This is a genomic window from Beggiatoa alba B18LD (assembly GCF_000245015.1).
Taxonomy (GTDB): domain Bacteria; phylum Pseudomonadota; class Gammaproteobacteria; order Beggiatoales; family Beggiatoaceae; genus Beggiatoa; species Beggiatoa alba.
Genome location: NZ_JH600070.1, coordinates 951,206 through 969,570 on the forward strand (window position 1 = coordinate 951,206; position 18,365 = coordinate 969,570).

Below are 18,365 nucleotides of genomic sequence, written 5' to 3' on the forward strand. Positions count from 1 at the left end.
AAATTCATTTCCTATGATAAGTCCAATCTCGTTCATCCACAAACTAAACAGGCAAGAGGAAGACTGCGAGAAAGACCTTATCTAATGACCTTTTTTTTTGCGGTTTCTAATAAATCAGCACTGATTTTTAAACCAGCGGCTTTAGCAGCTTTTTCATTAATAGAGTGAATATCACCATTACCCATTAATTGAATAATACCACCCTCTTCTGCAAAGCCATCCGCATCACTCACAGTAAGAACATTTTTTGCTTTCGTAATAATGTTTTTTGCCGTACTGTAAACTAAATCACATCCACCAGTTCCGCCATCATAACGGAGTTGTACAGTACGACCTCTTAATTTCTTGCCTGCCAATGTTTTATTCAGTGCTTCGCCAAACGGATTGCGTCCCACCACGCAAAATAACAGTTCCCCGTCCCCGCCCCATGTGACATATTCAACCGCACGTGACAAATTTTTAGCCTGCGCAGCATAATCAGCAGCAGGACAGTAAACAGGATATGCTAGCGTTAGCAACACTAGCAGTAAGGTATCTACCTTACCAATCATTACAGCAGAAACACGTATCATGAAATTAATGGTCACTTAATTTAGGTCTATGAATCCGTGATCACATTGTCATTGTGTTGTCGACAATATCCTACCAACAGTGTGATATTTTGTTATCGCAAAATGAAATATTGATAACACGCTAAACATCTAATAATAAAAATTTTAATAAACATAATATAATTTTAACCGCTAACAATGTTGCATCTTACCTTATCTGTTTTGCATCATTACACATTTTTAATGCATTATTATTGTATTTGGAAGGCAACAATAAGTGTGAAAAACTTTCATCCCTTCTTTTTGTAATAGACCTATCCTAACATAGTATTTTTAATACCATTTAATTTATCTTTACGCTACCCTAAATCACTTTCTGCCATCTTCACGGATGATTTTTCCGCTCAAACTCAATTGTGTGCATAATACACACCTTGTTTAAGCGAAATCGCCACAATCAGGTATATTTTTGATAATACCCTTAATCTGGTTCGTCCTCATAGCAGAGGATAGATAAAGGAATGTATATGTACGATAAAAATAGCAAAATTGGATTTATTGGTTTAGGGACAATGGGTTATCCAATGGCAGGACATTTAGCTCAACAAGGTTATCAAGTGACTGTTTATAACCGAACTATTGCAAAAGCCGAAAAATGGCAAGCGCAATATCAGGGAAAAATTGCGATAACCCCCGCTGAGGTAGCACGTAATGCCGATATTGTCTTTTCCTGCGTGGGTAACGATAACGATTTACGGGCTGTCACCATTGGGGAACAAGGCGCATTTCAAGCCCTAGCTCCTCATGCTGTCTTTATCGACCACTCCACCACCTCCGCAGAAGTTGCGCGAGAACTGGCGAATTTAGCCCAGCAACAAAATTGTTATTTTTTAGATGCGCCTGTTTCAGGGGGGCAAGTTGGGGCTGAAAAAGGGATATTAACCATCATGGTCGGTGGTGATGCCGATGTATTTGCACAAGTACAACCTGTGATTACAGCCTATGCAAAAGCCGTCACTTTAATGGGAACGTCTGGCATGGGGCAATTAACCAAAATGGTGAATCAAATTTGTATTGGGGGATTATTGCAAGGATTATCTGAAGCGATTCATTTCGGTGAGCAAGCGGGTTTAGATGTGAAACTGGTCTTGGATGTGATTTCTAAAGGCGCAGCTCAATCATGGCAAATGGAAAATAGAGGCAAAACCATGGTTGACCGCTCATTCAATTTTGGATTCGCGGTTGATTGGATGCGTAAAGATTTAGGACTTTGTTTAGCAGAAGCTCGCCGTAATGGCGCAACTTTACCCATCACGGCATTGGTTGACCAATTTTATGCAGATGTGCAGGAAAAAGGCGGACAGCGTTGGGATACGTCTAGTTTAATTACTCGTTTGGGTAAAAAGCAGTAAATAAAGGTTTTCGCCTTATTATAACCTGAGTTTGGCGAATTTTATAAAATAAAACAGAGACCTGCTAGGTTTTAAAAACCTAGCAGGTCTTTTTTTGTCTGAATCAGAATTTTCAGAATTAAAAAGCATGATTCACCTTAATTTTTTGGTTTAAGGGTTTTAAATTCTGTTAATTCTGTGAATCCTGATTCAGACAAGCTGTTGTCTTTTTAAAAGAAACTCGCTGAACTCAGGTTATATACGAATAAAAATAACCCGAGTTCGGCGAGTTTTATAAAATAAAACAGAGACCTGCTAGGTTTTAAAAACCTAGCAGGTCTTTTTTTGTCTGAATCAGAATTTTCAGAATTAAAAAGCATGATTCACCTTAATTTTTTGGTTTAAGGGTTTTAAATTCTGTTAATTCTGTGAATCCTGATTCAGACAAGCTGTTGTCTTTTTAAAAGAAACTCGCCGAACTCAGGTTATATACGAATAAAAATAAGTATTTCGATATAAAAAAACCTGATACACGCCGCCGTGTGATCAGGTTTTTTTAGGTCACAATAAGACCGCAACAGGTCGGTTGCGGTTTGTAAAACAGAATATTTAACGCCGACGTTTGTCTGCCCGTAACATTTGTTTTACATCTGCCCCGATAGGTAAACTGTAGTCAAAAGAGGCAAGAATACTGTTGTCGTTTGTATTTAACATCTTTGCAGTAATATAAACCCGACTTTTGCTTTCTGCATACGTGCCTACCACAACCGCAATCGCATCATGTTCAGAGCTTAAATCTTTCAATTCACGAGAGAGTAAAAACTCTCCTTCATTGGGGTATTGATTACCCTTGACGAAAATACTATCACTACGCAGTTTAACTTCTACGACTTTCATGCCGTTTTGGGAAATGCGTGAACCTACTTGTTCCGCAATAATCCGTCCTAATGTAGAAGATTGTTGCACATCATCTACATTCACAAAACTAGCAACTAATAAGGGTTTAGTGCGATTAAGATGAATTTTATCTGCATTGAGTAATAACGCATCTGCAACGACATAACTAGCTTCTACTAAATTAACATCAGGAATTTCTTCTTTTTTAGGCTGAGAAGAGCACCCTGCTAGTAACGCAGTACATAATGCTGTTGTGCAAAAGAAGCGAATTGTCTTATTCATCATTCATTCACCACCCGCATTGTTTTACCCATTTTATCATCGTATTGCTCAGAATCACCCGTATTGATATAGTAAATACCTGTATCTGCAAAGAAGTGTTGTGAACCACGGGTTGCCGTGAGGGTAATAACCACTTCTGTATTGGTTTCTCCTGGTAAGTACATATCAGCCGCTGAGTTGAGATCCATCGCAACAGACACAGGGAAGACAGCAAGTGCGGCTTTATCCCATGAATCGATAGCTTGTGCAACTAACCACACGCCCCCTGTTAGTGCGGTATAAATACCAGGTGGTGGGTAGCTCAACCTTCTATCATTATGCTGAATCACTTGAATATCATAATCTATCACCATGACATTACTATCATAAGCAATAGTATCCACATAACCAGACCCTGAGCCTTGTGATGCTCTAGCACGGTTGGTGATGACAGACACGCCACGACGTACTAATTGCGTTGTCAACAAATGGTAAAACGTTTGGCTGAATTGTGAACGTTTTTTGTCAGGCTCTGGAATGTAAATATCAGGAAATTGTTCTGGTGAACCAAATCCTGCTTCCAGTGTAGCTTTTAGACGCGCTGCCACATCGTCCGCTAAAACATCCCAATGATGCGCTGCTTGCATTTTTTGTTGAGTTGTTAAGGGATAAGATGTTGCTAAAGGTATGGGTCTTCTGCCACAGCCTGATAATACAACTACGGTAGCGAGAAACGCTACAATTAAGTATCCTTTCATATAGTCCCCCAGACGTGGATAAACAGTCTTGCATAGACTGTTTTATTCAAACATATTTTTAAATAAGAAGCGAGTATTTTTTTAAGATTAGCAATAGGTAATAGCGTATTCTTAATGTTATTTATCACTTAATTCACTATAGATGATGATAACACATGGATGTTGTAACCCCGCAAACCTTAGCTGTAACAACGGCGTTGTTACATCAGGCATTTCAACAGCAAGCCGTCACGACTGAACGCTTGCAAACAATGGGCGAATATCTTTGGCAAATAAGTCGCCCGCTTCTTTTAGCAAATCATACGCCAAACCAGCAAATCATTGGTTTAAATACACAGGCTTACCCATCATTATATTGGGAATTATTGCATCATCCACGTTTGGGATTTGTTGCGCAACATCCTGATTATACGTTATATCATCAGTGGGTTAGCACACAAATTCCGCCTAAACATCCCCTGCCTTTACGAATTTTACTCTTTACAATTCAATTGGAAAAAGATGTACAAAGTAGTTTAGAAGTGGAAACGGAACAGCAGCGCATATATACCGTTTTACAGCCGTTTATTCAACAAGGGATTGTGCAGTTACAATTGCCAGACGATGGACGGTTTAGCACATTAGCCCAACTATTAGCCCAACCTTGGCATCTCGTGATTTTAAGCGGTCACGCCATTTTAACTGAAACAGCAGACACACAGTTTTTATTTGAAGCTAATACGCTTACCGCACGTAAAGACATTGAAAATCCTGATGCAATTGAAATTGTACCCGCGCAACAACTGCTTGATGTGCTAAAAAATGCAACGATTGAATGTTTAGTGCTTGCAACCTGTCATTCAGCAAGCCTTGCTGCAACATTACACCCATTTATTCCCCACGTTATAGGAATGCGGGATAAAGTGCTAGACCGCGCTAGCCATATCTTTTTACAAGTATTCTGTTCTTGCCTATTACAAGTTGCTCGAGTCGATATGGCTGTGCAAAAAGCACGGATAGCGATGGCGCAACCTTTATTAACGTCCAGCGAAACATGGAGCAATGCGCATTGCAAACCAATTGCTGACCCCAGCTGTGGACAATGGAGTTTGCCGACTTTATACAGTCAAAACCCATTGCGTCCACTGCTTGCACCAACAACAAGCGCGATTTCTTTAAGCGTGCAAACGGTTACTACGCCTGTGCTACCGTTTTTAATCGGACGACGGCAAGCCTTACGAGAATTAATGGATTTATTGCAACAACAGCATCATGTGTGGCTGACAGGCACGACAGGTGCGGGCAAGACCACCATCGCGCAACGACTGATTTGGCAATTACAACAGCAAGGCTATGTCATCATAACGCAACTGAGCACTTTGCCGTCTCATGTCACTGTTCCCACACTGCTTTATTTAGATGATTTAAAAAGAGAAACATTATCTATAGAACAACAGCAACAAATCAATGCCTTACCTTGTGCCTGTTTACTGGTAAGCCGTCGTTTTTTTGACAGTGAGCTGATAAGCCATCATTACCCATTATCATCGCCATCATTTCTCGATTTTTCACGTTACTGCCGTTATTTACGTTTACCACATACATCAGTACAACTGCGTTTGATATATCATGGATTACAGGGAAATTTTGCCGCCGTGCAGTTATTTCAAAATTTGCCACCGACAAATAATCGGGAACAATTTCAGCAACAGTTGCAGATGGCAAAGCGGTTTTTGCGCGGGCGGGGGATATAGGAAACGTATTAACCTGAGTTCGGCGAGTTTCTGTTAAAGAAACAACGGCTTGTCTGAATCAGAATTCACAAAATTTTCAGAATTAGCAGAATTAAAAAGCATGATTCATCTTACTTTTTGGTTTAAGGGTTTTAAATTCCGCTAATTCTGTTAATTCTGAAAATCCTGATTCAGACAATGTTGTAATCTTGTCTGGTTAATCTTGATGAAAAACAAGAGAATAATCTCTGCCAGTCCGTCAAACCTTTTCGCGTGTTCCAACAGACCTGCTAGGTTTTGAAAGTCTAGCAGGTCTCTGTTTTATTTTATAAAACTCGCCGAACTCAGGTTATTATAAAACGACATGAAGGACTGCCAGTCCTAGATTTAAATTACTTTATGGTACGGTTACTATAAAACCAAAAAATGAATGCAAATGACGCTTTTTAATTCTGAAAATTCTGTGAATTCTGATTCAGACAAAAAAAACCTGCTAGGTTTTTAAAACCTAGCAGGTCTCTGTGAAAATTCGCTGAACTTGGGTTATTTAAAACGCGGTTCTACGCAGTTGCCACATACCCAAGGATATGTCCAATCAGCAGTTTTCTTCGCACTGTCGGGAATGTAAGGACTCCATGCATCAGCACGAATTGCATCTTCTGTTTTCCATACAATATTAAATTGACCTTTTTCGGTAATTTCACCAATAAAAACAGGTTTATGTAGGTGGTGATTTTTCGCGTCTAATTTTACTTCAAAGCCAGAAGGTGACATGAATTTTTGATAGCCTAGAGCTTGGCGTACCGCATTTATATCGGTTGTACCTGCTTGTTCTACGGCTTGTTTCCACATGTTTATCCCAATATAAGTGGCTTCCATGGGGTCATTGGTGACACGACTGTCTGCGTTGGACAATTTTTTCTCTTTGACGTAGGCTTGCCATTTAGCAATAAATGCTTTGTTTTGGGGGGTCTCTAAGGACATGAAGTAGTTCCATGCAGCAAGGTGTCCAACGAGGGGTTTTGTATCGATGCCACGGAGTTCTTCTTCTCCAACTGAGAAGGCTATGACAGGAATATCTTCAGCTTTTAAGCCTTGATTACCTAATTCTTTGTAAAACGGTACGTTAGAGTCGCCGTTAATGGTGGAAATCACGGCGGTGGGGTTGCCTGTCGCGAAGGTTTTAATTTTGGCAACAATGGTTTGGTAGTCGCTGTGACCAAAGGGGGTGTATTCTTCCATGATATTGGCATCGGTGATGCCTTTTTGATTGAGGAAGGCGCGGAGAATTTTGTTAGTCGTGCGGGGATAGACGTAGTCAGTGCCGAGTAATACGAAGCGTTTTGCCCCACCACCATCAGCACTCATCAGGTATTCAACGGCGGGAATAGCTTGTTGATTGGGAGCAGCCCCAGTGTAGAAGACGTTATAAGAGGATTCTTCGCCTTCATATTGGACGGGATAGAATAGTAAGCCGTTGAGTTCTTCAAAAACAGGTAGAACGGATTTACGAGAGACGGATGTCCAGCATCCAAAGACGACGGCAACTTTTTCTTTTTGAATCAGTTCACGGGCTTTTTCTGCAAATAGGGGCCAGTCTGAAGCGGGGTCGACAACAATGGGTTCTATTTGTTTGCCTAAAACTCCCCCTTTTTTGTTGATTTCTTCAATCGTCATCAGTGCCATGTCTTTTAAAGAGGTTTCACTGATTGCCATTGTGCCTGATAGGGAGTGCAGAATGCCGACTTTGATGGTGTCAGCAGCGAGTACGAATTGACTGGCGAGGAGGGTTGCGCCTGCGGTGAGGCTGAGTAGTGCGGTTTTGCTAAAGGTCTGTAAAACGTTTTTTTTCATTACTTGACTCCTTGTAGCGAGTGGGATGCGGTGATGGGTATCAACCGCGCTTGTCATCGGCAAGACTGATGCCATGATGAAAGAGTGATAGTTAATAACTTGTTTTGTAAATTTTTTATCGTGATTTGAGTAATGTTGAATATGGATATAGTGCACGATTTTAGTCAACATTTATGGGTTTAGCACTAAAAATGCGCAGTTATTTAAGATAATACTTGTTTATATAACTGAATGTATTGTTTCGCGCTTTGTTGCCAACTGCAATCGTAATTCATGCCATTTTCTTGTAATTGTCGCCATGTCGCTTTGTCGCGGAAGGTTAATAGCGCACGTTGTATGCTGTGTAGAATAGCATGATGGTCTTCTGCGTCAAAAATAAAGCCTGTCGCAATTCCTTTATCTAAATTTGCGGGCGTTGTGTCGACAACGGTATCGGCTAATCCGCCCGTGCGACGAACAAGGGGAATTGTACCGTAGCGCATACTGTATAGTTGGTTTAATCCACAGGGTTCAAAACGGGAAGGCATGAGGAAGATATCTGCACCTGCTTCCAGTTGATGTGCAAGGGTTTCATCGTAGCCAATGGTAACGCTTAACGTGCCTTGATAGCGGGTTGCAAGGTGTTTTAAGTGGTTTTCTAGGTCTTTATCGCCGCTACCAAGGATTGCGAGTTGCGCACCTTCTGCGAGGATGTCTGCAATGGCAGGAATGACTAAGTCTAAGCCTTTTTGATAGGTTAAACGGGTAATCATGGCTATTAGGGGTTTTTCGGGGTGCATTAAGCCTAAACGTTGGCATAGTGCCTGTTTATTTTGTTGCTTACCTGTCAAGTCTTGGCGGGAGTAGTGAAACGGTAAATAGGTGTCGGTGCTGGCGTTCCAGTCATCTGTATCAATACCATTTAAAATGCCTCGTAGTTGTTGGCGACGTTCGTAGAGTAAGCCCGCAAGACCATAGCCAAATTGTGGCGTTTGTATTTCTTTTGCATAGTTTGGACTCACGGTTGTGAGCCAATGACTGTAATAAATTCCTGCTTTTAAGAAGGATAACGCGCCGTAATATTCTAATCCGTGCATGTTAAAGCTGATATTCGGCAGTTCTAAAAAACTCATCACCGCAGGGTCAAATACACCTTGATACGCCATATTATGCAGGCTTTGAATCACTCGCACATGAACGGGGTTTGCACTGTACGCCAAATAAGCAGGGGTTAGCCCTGTTTGCCAGTCGTTACAGTGAATAATATCGGGTTTAAAGTCAAAATAATGTTGTCCAAAGAAGGCGGCTAGTTTTGCCAACGCGCCAAAACGTAGGGGATTGTCTTGCCAATCCTGCCCATATGCATCTTGATATAAACCGCCCATTCGTTGATAAAGTTGTGGACAGTCTAGTACATATACAGGGAAACTTTGGTCAGGCATCATGCCCGTTAAAATACGAACAGGGGGCAAACTGTGTAGTAAATTAACGCGCTCATAGACACAAGTGAGGGTTAATTTATCTAACACGGCAGGATAAGCAGGGAGTAAGACGCGAACATCTACCCCTAATTGTTGTAGGGCTTTGGGAAGTGCGTGACTGACATCCGCAAGACCGCCTGTTTTAACAAGGGGATATACTTCAGAACTGACAAAAAGAATTTTGAGAGAGGAGGGCATTATTGATATATAGTGTCAACGGTGAATTGCGCCCCCTGTGGTCTAAGGGGGGCAATGGAGAGTATTAATTTAAAATGGTCACTTCTACTCGACGGTTTTTTTGCCGTCCACTGGCAGATTTATTACTCACAACAGGACGATTTTCCCCAAATCCCTTAACCTGTAACCGCCCATAATCCACGCCCCTACTCACTAAAGCTTGCGCGACAGATTCAGCGCGACGTTCGGATAAATCTTGGTTATAACTTTTACTGCCAACATTATCGGTATGTCCTTCTACTGCAATATATCTACCTGCATTTTGTTGAATAATTCCTGCTAATTGGTCAACGGTTGCTTGTGCGCTAGCATTTAAAGATGCTTTGTCAAAATCAAATAAAACAGCATCAATGCTATACATCATCCCGCGCTCGGTTTGTACCCCTTGCAGACCTAACATGGTTAAACCGCCTGCGCTCATAGAATTTAAGCCAGAACGTTGGGGCGGAACAATATTGGATTTATCGGCGTTTCCTGCTGCCATAAGTGAAGAGCTTTTAATCGCATCGCAAGCATTGAGAAAGGTGAGAATAGTAATAACCGTGATGAGTTTTAACGGGCTAAAAGAAAGCATATTTTTCATAATGAGCGTTCCTGTGGGTGATTGATATTAGAAAGATAACACATTTTTCATTTTTATAAGAGACAAGCAATTTTTTAAATCTATCCATGAGTTAGCAGACTTTTTTTGAGTAAATTATCACTTATTATTCAGCAACTCAATAACCCAAGTTGGGCATCAATCTTTGTAAGAAAAAAATCTTTGCCATACTACTGTATGTAACAGTAGTTAGATAAATTATTTTTTCAGTAACAAAAAAACTGATTTTTCCTGACTAACTCATTGCCTATTCATTACTTTATCGTTAGAATTCATTCTTTTCGTAGGCAGCCTATAGGGCTGCTTTTTCATTTTGGGGATACTGACATGTCAACGACTTTAATGCCCAATTACGCGCGTTTACCCGTTACTTTCACAAAAGGCGAAGGTGCATGGCTTTGGGATACACACGGCAAGCGTTATTTAGACGCAGTGTCGGGTATTGCAGTATGCAGTTTAGGACACGCTCACCCTGCTATTGCTCAAGCGATTTGTGAACAAGCACATACACTGCTACATACATCAAACTTGTATGGCATCGCTCATCAACAAACGCTCGCCGATACGCTTATCCGTTTGACAGGGATGGAAACTGCCTTCTTTTGCAATTCAGGCGCAGAAGCAAACGAAGCAGCGATTAAAATCTCGCGTTTATACGGGCATCAAAAAGGCATCGATGTCCCTACCATTATCGTGATGGAAAATGCGTTTCATGGTCGTACCCTTGCAGCATTGACTGCTACAGGGAATTTAAAAGCACAAGCAGGATTTGATCCATTAGTGCAAGGCTTTATCCGTGTCCCTTACAACAATGTCGACGCTGTTCAACAAATTGCAACCCAAAACCCGAATATTGTTGCCATTCTGGTAGAACCCGCACAAGGTGAGGGGGGCGTTTGTATTCCCGAAACGGGTTATTTACAAAAGCTCCGCGCTATTTGCGACCAACATGATTGGTTATTAATGCTTGACGAAATTCAAACAGGCATAGGACGTACAGGACGCTGGTTAGCCTGCCAACATGAAAATGTACTCCCCGATGTTGTCACTCTTGCAAAAGCATTAGGTAATGGTATGCCCATTGGTGCTTGTTTAGCACGGGGCAAAGTTGCCAACATCTTCACCGCTGGCACTCACGGCACAACGTTCGGCGGCAATCCCCTTGCTTGCCGTACCGCTTTAGCTGTTTTAGAAACGATAGAAAACCAACACCTATTAAATCGTGTTAATGAATTAGGTGAACGGATACATCAAGGACTACACAAAGCCTTGCACGCAGTAGAGGGAGTTATCACCATCCGCCATAAAGGGCTAATGATAGGAGTAGAACTTACAGAACCTTGCGCCCCCTTAGTGGCAAAAGCCTTAGAACAAGGCATTCTTATCAACGTCACTGCCATGCGGGTAATTCGCTTACTTCCCCCGTTTATTCTAACCAATGAACAAGCGGACGAAATTGTACAAAAGGTTTCAAACCTTGTACTCGAATTTCTCTCCGTGACAGCCACCCCCTAACCTACAGGAGTCAGACATGCCCGTCCGTCATTTTTTGACCCTCCTCGACCTCTCTAAAGATGAACTAAACCGCTTAATTGCACGTGCGATTGAATTAAAAGCCATGCAACAAGCGGGAACGATTTACGAACCACTAAAAAATCGTGTACTAGCGATGGTTTTTGAAAAATCCTCTACCCGTACCCGCGTTTCCTTTGAAACCGCAATGGCCCAATTTGGGGGTAGCTCAATTTTTCTTTCCCCCCGTGATACCCAACTTGGACGAGGAGAGCCGATAGAAGATACTGCGCGTGTCTTATCCTATATGGTTGACTGCATTATGATTCGCACATTTGCACATGAAAATGTAGAACGATTTGCCGCTTATTCACGTGTTCCCGTGATTAATGCATTAACAGATTTATATCACCCTTGCCAATTATTAGCGGATATTCAAACCTTTGTAGAAACACATGGCAGCATTGCAGGGCGCAGGGTAGCATGGATAGGCGATGGCAATAATATGTGTCACAGCTATATTCACGCTGCCATGCAATTCGATTTTGAATTAGCCATTGCCTCCCCAAAAGGCTATGAGCCAGACCCCAACATCATGGCACAAGCCAAAGACCACGTTATCTTTACCGACGACGCAAGTGCAGCGATTAAAGGCGCAAGTCTTATTTCAACCGATGTCTGGGCAAGCATGGGGCAAGAGCAAGAACAAGAAAAACGTGCCAAAGCCTTTAAAGATTATCAAGTAGATACCGCATTAATGCGTTTAGCTACGCCTGATGCCGTCTTTATGCACTGCCTACCCGCCCATCGGGGCGAAGAAGTCAGCGCAGAAGTGATTGACGGCAAACAAAGCGTTGTTTGGGAACAAGCGGGCAATCGTTTACATGCACAAAAAGCCTTACTTGAATTTCTATTAGTCACTGCAAAACAGTAAAATAGACATTTTTACCCTTGCGTAGAAGTGACTTAGGTTACTTCTACCAAATATATAGACATATTACTCAACCACTTAGGACGAAAAAATGAACTTAGACAGAGTCACATCAGGCAAAAATCCCCCCAGTGATGTCAATGTCATTATTGAAATTCCCGCCCATAGCGACCCCGTTAAATACGAAGTGGATAAAGAAACAGGCGCGATGTTTGTCGACCGTTTCATGAGTGCCGCCATGCACTACCCCTGCAACTATGGCTATATTCCCCATACTCTCGCAGGCGATGGCGACCCTGTTGACGTGTTAGTCATCACCCCCGTGCCTTTAATCAGCGGTTCTGTCATTCGCTGCCGTCCTGTCGCCTTATTACGCATGACGGACGAATCTGGACAAGATGCCAAAGTGCTAGCTGTTCCCGCTGACAAATTAAGCACCCAATATCGGAGCATATTAGACCTGAAAGATGTTCCACAAAACATGCTCGACCAAATTGCCCACTTCTTTGAACATTACAAAGATTTAGAACCCAACAAATGGGTAAAATTAGACTGTTGGGCAGCCATTGAAGAAGCCCACCGCGAAATTACCGAAGGGATTGAACGCTACAATTCCAGCGCAGAAAAACCGAATTTCTAATTCGTTTCACTGAATTAAACAATAAAAAGACCTGCTAAGTTTTCAAAACTTAGCAGGTCTTTATTTGTCTGAATCAGAATTCACAGAATTTTCAGAATTAGCAGAATTAAAAACAATTAAAAACATAATTTTTTATTCTTTTAATTTTCTTGTCTTTTTAATTCTGAAAATTCTGATTCAGACAAGCTGTTGTCTTTTTAAAAGAAACTCGCCGAACTCAGGTTAATTCGTTTCACTGAATTAAACAATAAAAAGACCTGCTAAGTTTTCAAGACTTAGCAGGTCTTTATTTTTAATGAACTAACAAACGCCGATTAAATTAATCCGCTTTTTTCGTCCGTTTAATCCGTAGCGTTTCATGTCCTGAAGACCCTGAAGACTTAACACGTGTTTTTTCAGTCGTGGTGCTAGTTTTTGCCGTGCGTGGTTTACTGCTACTAGCCCGTTCACCACCACTTTTGCCTTTGCTAGCAGGGACTGGCGCGGGCGTACCAGTATCCAGCACTAACCGTAATTGCTGACCACAAACCCACACTTTTTGCAAATGCTGAAACACATCTTTTGGCATACCTTCAGGTAAATCAACCGTACTATAGGTATCATAAAGCTTGATTTGTCCAATATGATGACTTTCTAAACCTGCCTCGTTAGCAATTGCACCTACGATGTGTTTAGGTTGCGCCCCATGTGTCCGTCCAACTTCAATGCGATAACGCACCATGTCTTCATTAGACGATTCTTGGCGGGGTTTACGCTCACGCGGTTCGCGAGGCTCGCGGGATTCGCGTGCTTCACGGGGGTCACGCTCTTCTTTTTGGCGACTATTACGTGGTGCACGAGTACGACGACTGCTATCGTCTGCAATGGTTTCTTTTTCGCGACTATGCTTTTCTTCAACTTTAGGCAATAACAAAGGACGTTCCCGTTGGAATAAAAACGCTAAGGCGGAAGCGATTTCGTTTAAACCTATGTCATGTTCTTGTTGGTAACTGTTAATAATATCTTCAAAAAAGCCTAATTCTTCGGCAGCGAGTGCATCAGTAATTGCTTGTTTAAACTGACTAATCCGTTTGTCTGTAATATCTTCATGACTAGGCAATTGCATCGGTGTAATTGGTTGACGAGTTGCGCGTTCAATATCGCGTAACATCCGTTGTTCGCGTGGAGAAACGAATAAAATCGCTTCGCCTTTACGTCCTGCACGCCCTGTTCGCCCTATCCGATGAACATAAGCCTCTGTATCAGTGGGAATATCATAGTTAATAACGTGGGTAATCCGTTCCACGTTTAAGCCACGGGCTGCTACATCGGTAGCGATAACGATGTCTAACGCACCATTTTTTAAGCGTTCAACCGTTTTTTCCCGTAAAGATTGATTCATATCGCCATTTAACGGCGCGCTGGCGTAACCTCGGGCTTCTAATTTTTCTGCTAATTCCGCCGTTGCCGTTTTGGTGCGCACAAAAATGATAATAGCATCAAAGTCTTCTACTTCTAAAATTCGAGTTAAAGCATCGAGTTTATGCACACCAGACACTTGCCAATAACGTTGAGTAATACTCGCAACAGTAACAGTTTTCGCCTGAATTCTAATTTCAACAGGGTCTTTTAAGTGACGACGAGCCACTTGGCGAATGGCATCGGGCATCGTTGCAGAAAATAAGGCAACTTGGCGTTCGCTGGGAGTGTGGTTCAGAATTTCTTCTACATCATCAATAAAACCCATACGCAACATTTCGTCGGCTTCGTCTAGCACTAAAGTTGCAATTTGGTCTAAACGTAATGTCCCACGTCCTAAATGGTCTAAAACTCGCCCTGGTGTACCAACAACAACATGAACACCGCGTTTTAATTGGCGTAGTTGTAACCCCATATCTTGCCCGCCATAGATGGGCAACACATGAAAGTTGGGCAAATGCCGTGCGTATTTTTGCATGGCTTCTGCAACTTGAATGGCTAATTCACGGGTAGGTGTCAACACTAAAATCTGAGGGGTTGTTAATTCGAGATCTAAACGGCTTAACAATGGCAAGGCAAAGGCGGCAGTTTTACCTGTGCCTGTTTGCGCTTGTCCCAGTAAATCACGACCTGCAAGCAAGGGTGGAATGCTTTCAGCTTGAATTGGGGAAGGCGTTTCGTATCCAATATCATCGATTGCTTTAAGAATAGCGGGTGCAAGTGCCAGTTGCGAAAATTGGCTAATAATTTCTGTGGGCATGACCGAACCTGAATAAATAATATTAAGCCCCTTACATTGCTGTCGTTATCTCGTGGGACTCGTGAATTACTACTACAACTATTTTAAATGTAGAATTTTACCTGATTTCAACAGAATCCGTTATGTGATTTTTAGTTGAATGTAATGTTTATTTATGGAAACAACTGAACACAGGTTAATGATGTTTGTAATGGTAGGAGAATGTGCGAAGGTTTATCTATTATACAATTGAGTTTAATTAACGCATAACGTGGCATTGTAAAAATCTTGGGCATATCTGTATTATTTGCTTGAAAGTTATCAATATTTTTTCGTGTAACTCTTTAATCTTTTTATATTTTAAAAGCAAGTTGCTGACAAACAGGTGTTTTTTTAAATTCCTGTTTAGTTTCTACTGCGTAGTTCATTATTAAGGCTTCCATAATCGCATTGCGATTTTCTTCTTTTCCCCCTAAATGATAAAAATGAGCGGTTGTTATAATAGTATAATTTTTCCAAAGACTTTCCAAGTAGCTGTTTTTTCTGTACTGGTTGCTATGCCAAGTAGAAACCATAAATTTTGCGTTACTATTTTGTAAAGATTTTTCTAACGCAAGTTCGTTTTGCTCATCCCAACTATCGTAATAATCTACATGTCTGCCAATGTAAGGCGGATCACAGTAAATCAAATCATTATTCTTTGCTAGCTTTATTGTTTCTCTGAAATCTTGACAAACAAATTTCCAATCATTGTTTTCTATCAAAAATGCAATATGTTTTACTTGATTTGTGATTCTTGTAACGTAGGATTGTGCAAATCTTTCAGGTTTATGTCCATAAGGTACATTAAATTTTAATTGGCGATTAAAACGTATCATGCCATTAAAGCAACTCCGATTTAGAAATAAAAAATCAAGAGGTTGATGTTCTTTATTAAATTTTTCCCTAACTTCGTTATAATACACCTGTCCCTTTTTTGCTAAAATTTTCCCTTGTTCTTGTAAGAAACTCTTTACAATTAAATGGTTTATTTCTTTACTTTTAATAGCATTGTAAAAATTAATAATATGTGGATTACTGTCTGCAAAAATTGCTTTTGTAGGTTTTACATTAAATCCCACAACCCCTGAACCCATAAAAGGCTCAACCCAAGTTGAGTATTCATTGGGCATATTTTTAAGAATAAAATCTACTAATTTTGTCTTTTTACCTTGAATTTTTATAGGGGGGACGTACGCAGTTTCTTTACTCATCATCGCAAAAGATTGATTAGCTTTTAAGTATAGTTTATTTTTTACTTCCTTTATTTTCTTAATCCTAACGGGAATTTTTCCCATTACAGTTCATTGATTATCAGGTGTTGAAACATATTCTTTGAGTGTTTCAGCAAAATTTTGCAGTTTTTGAAGAAAATCCGTTTTGATTTGATTTTTATTCATCATTAGCGACAGGAAAACAGTTGTACAAAGCAGACTTAATAATACCACTGTTCATGAAAATGGATAACATGACATAACACCATGTTATCCGCAATAAACTTTTTAATTCATACGCATTAAAACACGTAAATGCGCGGTAACGCTACGTCCTAATGAGTGTAATTCATAACCGCCTTCTAAAGCGGAGATAATGCGCCCCTCACCGTATTTATCGGCAACATTTAATAATTCTTGTGTGACCCAAGCATAATCTCGTTCAACTAACCGTAAGCTCGACATGTCATCATCATAATGTGCATCAAACCCTGCGGATATAAAAATAATTTGTGGCATAAATTTATGCAATGCAGGCAACCAGTAATCAGTTACCGCTGCTCGGAACTTTTCCCCATCACTCCCCGCAGCCAATGGCGCATTAACGACATTAGATGGTACGTTTTCTGTGCCACAGTAAGGATAAAATGGATGTTGGAAGGTAGAGCAAAATAAAATATTGGGATTATTTTGCACGAGGTCTTCTGTTCCATTGCCATGATGTACATCAAAATCAACGATAGCAACCCGTTGTACGCCATACTCCGCAATCGCATGGGCTGCGCCAACAGCGACATTACCAAAAAAGCAGAAGCCCATAGATTCGCCACGTAGTGCATGATGCCCTGGTGGACGGACACAGCAAAAAGCGGCTTTGGTTTTCCCTGTCATGACTAAATCAGTGGCTAACACGGCTGCCCCCGCAGAGCGTAATGCGGCTTGTGGGGTTTTGGGCATAATTAACGTATCAGGGTCTAAATAGGCGTGTGGATTTTCCGAGTCCACATAGGCTTCTAATTTGGAATAAGAAAGCACTCGAGAAATATAGTTTTTATCATGAACACGGGCTAATTGCCCCACGGTTGCGAGGGGTGCTTCATAATGACGAACAAAGTCAAAAAGATGTGAGGCTTTCAACTGGTCTTCAATGGCTTCAATTCTGGCTGGACATTCCGGATGTCCCTCCCCCATGTCATGCAGTAAGCAATCGGGATGATAAATATAAGCGATTGTCATAGGGGTCTGACTCCTCCTGATTTATTGAGTACGTATTTTCTTTAACGGTTTGTTCAACGCATTTTTATCGTGCGACATGCAATCTCTGGTTGCAAAACGATATTATATTTTCTTAATTATTCTTAATGTTGTCATGCAGGCTGACTTGCAAGTATTTTAGTAGCACCGCGTCATACGTCGTTGTACGCTAATTGCTGTCAGGAACAGTCTATTTTATACCTTTACTTGTCGAAATGCCTTCCCCTTTTCGCACGAAAATACATTGTATTGTCAACAGACATAAAAAAAGGCGGCTTTTTAAGCCGCCCTTATCGGTAAAGTATCAAACATTTAAAAATCGTTTTCTAATTTGAATGTGTTGAAAATGATATCAACGGAGACGTTACGTGCACCATGTGTCACGGCTTCAAAAATATCCACTTCTTCCCAGCCTAACGCTTTTAGCGGTTGGATATCGTCTGCTTTTACCTGTAATGGGGTTTTGACCGATTTTAAGACAAATAACAATAAGGCTTTCTCTTTCTCCTCTAACGGGGCTTGAGAGGGAGCTTTTTTAGTCAGTGTTACTTGTTCAGGGGTCAAACCAAACACGCTGATTAATAAGCCTGCGTTAAACCCGATACAGTAAGCACACTGATTTTCTTGTGAAACTAACATGCGAATAGTGGCAAGTAATTGAGGGCTTAAGCGTGGATGACGCATGAAATAACTAATTTCTGCCCAGACCATTTCTAACATTACAGGGCTTGCACTCCACATCTGCAAGGCATTGGGAATACGACCTAATAAGCTTTGGATATCCGCATAAATAGCGGCAGTTTTATCGGTGGCATTTTCTGGGAGAACGATATCGACAAGTGGCATAACAACCTCT

General features: G+C 41.1%; 15 protein-coding genes. 5 read left to right on the plus strand and 10 right to left on the minus strand.

Annotation, left to right across the window (positions count from 1 at the left end; translation table 11 throughout):
• Nucleotides 1–77 precede the first annotated feature (77 nt).
• Nucleotides 78–572, minus strand: coding sequence for a YfiR family protein (locus tag BEGALDRAFT_RS17855; protein WP_050978403.1), 495 nt, complete (start codon nucleotides 570–572; stop codon nucleotides 78–80).
• Nucleotides 573–1,078: 506 nt separating this feature from the next.
• Between BEGALDRAFT_RS17855 and BEGALDRAFT_RS03820 the strand changes: the two genes are divergently transcribed.
• Complete coding sequence (locus BEGALDRAFT_RS03820; RefSeq protein ID WP_002683821.1) at nucleotides 1,079–1,963, plus strand: NAD(P)-dependent oxidoreductase; 885 nt, start codon at nucleotides 1,079–1,081, stop codon at nucleotides 1,961–1,963.
• Between the two features lie 588 nt (nucleotides 1,964–2,551).
• Here the strand turns inward: BEGALDRAFT_RS03820 and BEGALDRAFT_RS03825 are convergent.
• Both BEGALDRAFT_RS03825 and BEGALDRAFT_RS03830 read right to left on the minus strand, forming a co-directional pair.
• Nucleotides 2,552–3,124, minus strand: a complete 573-nt coding sequence (locus BEGALDRAFT_RS03825) for a FlgO family outer membrane protein (RefSeq protein ID WP_002683824.1) — start codon at nucleotides 3,122–3,124, stop codon at nucleotides 2,552–2,554.
• The gene (locus BEGALDRAFT_RS03830; RefSeq protein WP_002683825.1) at nucleotides 3,121–3,858 is read right to left on the minus strand and encodes a hypothetical protein; all 738 of its coding nucleotides are present in this window, start codon (nucleotides 3,856–3,858) and stop codon (nucleotides 3,121–3,123) included. The genes BEGALDRAFT_RS03825 and BEGALDRAFT_RS03830 overlap by 4 nt, the downstream gene beginning before the upstream one ends.
• Nucleotides 3,859–4,013: 155 nt before the next feature.
• Here BEGALDRAFT_RS03830 and BEGALDRAFT_RS03835 point away from each other — a divergent pair, with 155 nt between their 5' ends.
• A complete protein-coding gene (locus BEGALDRAFT_RS03835; protein ID WP_002683828.1) occupies nucleotides 4,014–5,591 on the plus strand; it encodes a CHAT domain-containing protein in 1,578 nt (525 codons plus the stop codon).
• Between the two features lie 522 nt (nucleotides 5,592–6,113).
• Here the strand turns inward: BEGALDRAFT_RS03835 and urtA are convergent.
• The 3 genes from urtA to BEGALDRAFT_RS03850 all read right to left on the minus strand — a co-directional run bounded on the left by urtA (nucleotide 6,114) and on the right by BEGALDRAFT_RS03850 (nucleotide 9,704).
• The gene (gene urtA / locus BEGALDRAFT_RS03840; RefSeq protein WP_232281967.1) at nucleotides 6,114–7,580 is read right to left on the minus strand and encodes an urea ABC transporter substrate-binding protein; all 1,467 of its coding nucleotides are present in this window, start codon (nucleotides 7,578–7,580) and stop codon (nucleotides 6,114–6,116) included.
• 47 nt (nucleotides 7,581–7,627) lie between these two features.
• On the minus strand, nucleotides 7,628–9,082 hold the full coding sequence (gene glgA, locus BEGALDRAFT_RS03845) for a glycogen synthase GlgA (protein WP_002683831.1): 1,455 nt from the start codon (nucleotides 9,080–9,082) through the stop codon (nucleotides 7,628–7,630).
• A gap of 64 nt (nucleotides 9,083–9,146) precedes the next feature.
• A complete protein-coding gene (locus BEGALDRAFT_RS03850; protein ID WP_002683833.1) occupies nucleotides 9,147–9,704 on the minus strand; it encodes an OmpA family protein in 558 nt (185 codons plus the stop codon).
• Between the two features lie 345 nt (nucleotides 9,705–10,049).
• Between BEGALDRAFT_RS03850 and BEGALDRAFT_RS03855 the strand changes: the two genes are divergently transcribed.
• From BEGALDRAFT_RS03855 to ppa, 3 genes are all read left to right on the plus strand, one after another.
• Entirely contained in the window at nucleotides 10,050–11,237 is a 1,188-nt protein-coding gene (locus BEGALDRAFT_RS03855; RefSeq protein ID WP_002683835.1) for an aspartate aminotransferase family protein, read from the plus strand.
• Nucleotides 11,238–11,253: 16 nt separating this feature from the next.
• Nucleotides 11,254–12,168, plus strand: coding sequence for an ornithine carbamoyltransferase (gene argF / locus BEGALDRAFT_RS03860; RefSeq protein WP_002683839.1), 915 nt, complete (start codon nucleotides 11,254–11,256; stop codon nucleotides 12,166–12,168).
• 88 nt (nucleotides 12,169–12,256) lie between these two features.
• Nucleotides 12,257–12,805 carry an inorganic diphosphatase gene (ppa, locus tag BEGALDRAFT_RS03865; RefSeq protein ID WP_002683840.1) on the plus strand — a complete coding sequence of 183 codons (549 nt, stop codon included), beginning with the start codon at nucleotides 12,257–12,259 and terminating at the stop codon, nucleotides 12,803–12,805.
• Between the two features lie 319 nt (nucleotides 12,806–13,124).
• Here ppa and BEGALDRAFT_RS03870 read toward each other — a convergent pair whose 3' ends face one another.
• The 4 genes from BEGALDRAFT_RS03870 to BEGALDRAFT_RS03885 all read right to left on the minus strand — a co-directional run bounded on the left by BEGALDRAFT_RS03870 (nucleotide 13,125) and on the right by BEGALDRAFT_RS03885 (nucleotide 18,355).
• Complete coding sequence (locus BEGALDRAFT_RS03870; RefSeq protein ID WP_002683841.1) at nucleotides 13,125–15,023, minus strand: DEAD/DEAH box helicase; 1,899 nt, start codon at nucleotides 15,021–15,023, stop codon at nucleotides 13,125–13,127.
• Nucleotides 15,024–15,355: 332 nt separating this feature from the next.
• Entirely contained in the window at nucleotides 15,356–16,339 is a 984-nt protein-coding gene (locus tag BEGALDRAFT_RS03875) for a DNA adenine methylase (protein ID WP_002683842.1), read from the minus strand.
• Between the two features lie 204 nt (nucleotides 16,340–16,543).
• A complete protein-coding gene (locus BEGALDRAFT_RS03880; protein ID WP_002683843.1) occupies nucleotides 16,544–17,491 on the minus strand; it encodes a histone deacetylase family protein in 948 nt (315 codons plus the stop codon).
• Nucleotides 17,492–17,821: 330 nt separating this feature from the next.
• On the minus strand, nucleotides 17,822–18,355 hold the full coding sequence (locus BEGALDRAFT_RS03885) for a carboxymuconolactone decarboxylase family protein (RefSeq protein WP_002683844.1): 534 nt from the start codon (nucleotides 18,353–18,355) through the stop codon (nucleotides 17,822–17,824).
• Nucleotides 18,356–18,365: the final 10 nt, after the last annotated feature.

What these genes read in the sequence shown, in the direction of transcription:
- BEGALDRAFT_RS17855 (WP_050978403.1), bottom strand. Translation starts at nt 572, where the DNA reads ATGATACGTGTTTCTGCTGTAATGATTGGTAAGGTAGATACCTTACTG.
- BEGALDRAFT_RS03820 (WP_002683821.1), top strand. Translation starts at nt 1,079, where the DNA reads ATGTACGATAAAAATAGCAAAATTGGATTTATTGGTTTAGGGACAATG.
- BEGALDRAFT_RS03825 (WP_002683824.1), bottom strand. Translation starts at nt 3,124, where the DNA reads ATGATGAATAAGACAATTCGCTTCTTTTGCACAACAGCATTATGTACT.
- BEGALDRAFT_RS03830 (WP_002683825.1), bottom strand. Translation starts at nt 3,858, where the DNA reads ATGAAAGGATACTTAATTGTAGCGTTTCTCGCTACCGTAGTTGTATTA.
- BEGALDRAFT_RS03835 (WP_002683828.1), top strand. Translation starts at nt 4,014, where the DNA reads ATGGATGTTGTAACCCCGCAAACCTTAGCTGTAACAACGGCGTTGTTA.
- glgA (WP_002683831.1), bottom strand. Translation starts at nt 9,082, where the DNA reads ATGCCCTCCTCTCTCAAAATTCTTTTTGTCAGTTCTGAAGTATATCCC.
- BEGALDRAFT_RS03850 (WP_002683833.1), bottom strand. Translation starts at nt 9,704, where the DNA reads ATGAAAAATATGCTTTCTTTTAGCCCGTTAAAACTCATCACGGTTATT.
- BEGALDRAFT_RS03855 (WP_002683835.1), top strand. Translation starts at nt 10,050, where the DNA reads ATGTCAACGACTTTAATGCCCAATTACGCGCGTTTACCCGTTACTTTC.
- argF (WP_002683839.1), top strand. Translation starts at nt 11,254, where the DNA reads ATGCCCGTCCGTCATTTTTTGACCCTCCTCGACCTCTCTAAAGATGAA.
- ppa (WP_002683840.1), top strand. Translation starts at nt 12,257, where the DNA reads ATGAACTTAGACAGAGTCACATCAGGCAAAAATCCCCCCAGTGATGTC.
- BEGALDRAFT_RS03870 (WP_002683841.1), bottom strand. Translation starts at nt 15,023, where the DNA reads ATGCCCACAGAAATTATTAGCCAATTTTCGCAACTGGCACTTGCACCC.
- BEGALDRAFT_RS03875 (WP_002683842.1), bottom strand. Translation starts at nt 16,339, where the DNA reads ATGGGAAAAATTCCCGTTAGGATTAAGAAAATAAAGGAAGTAAAAAAT.
- BEGALDRAFT_RS03880 (WP_002683843.1), bottom strand. Translation starts at nt 17,491, where the DNA reads ATGACAATCGCTTATATTTATCATCCCGATTGCTTACTGCATGACATG.
- BEGALDRAFT_RS03885 (WP_002683844.1), bottom strand. Translation starts at nt 18,355, where the DNA reads ATGCCACTTGTCGATATCGTTCTCCCAGAAAATGCCACCGATAAAACT.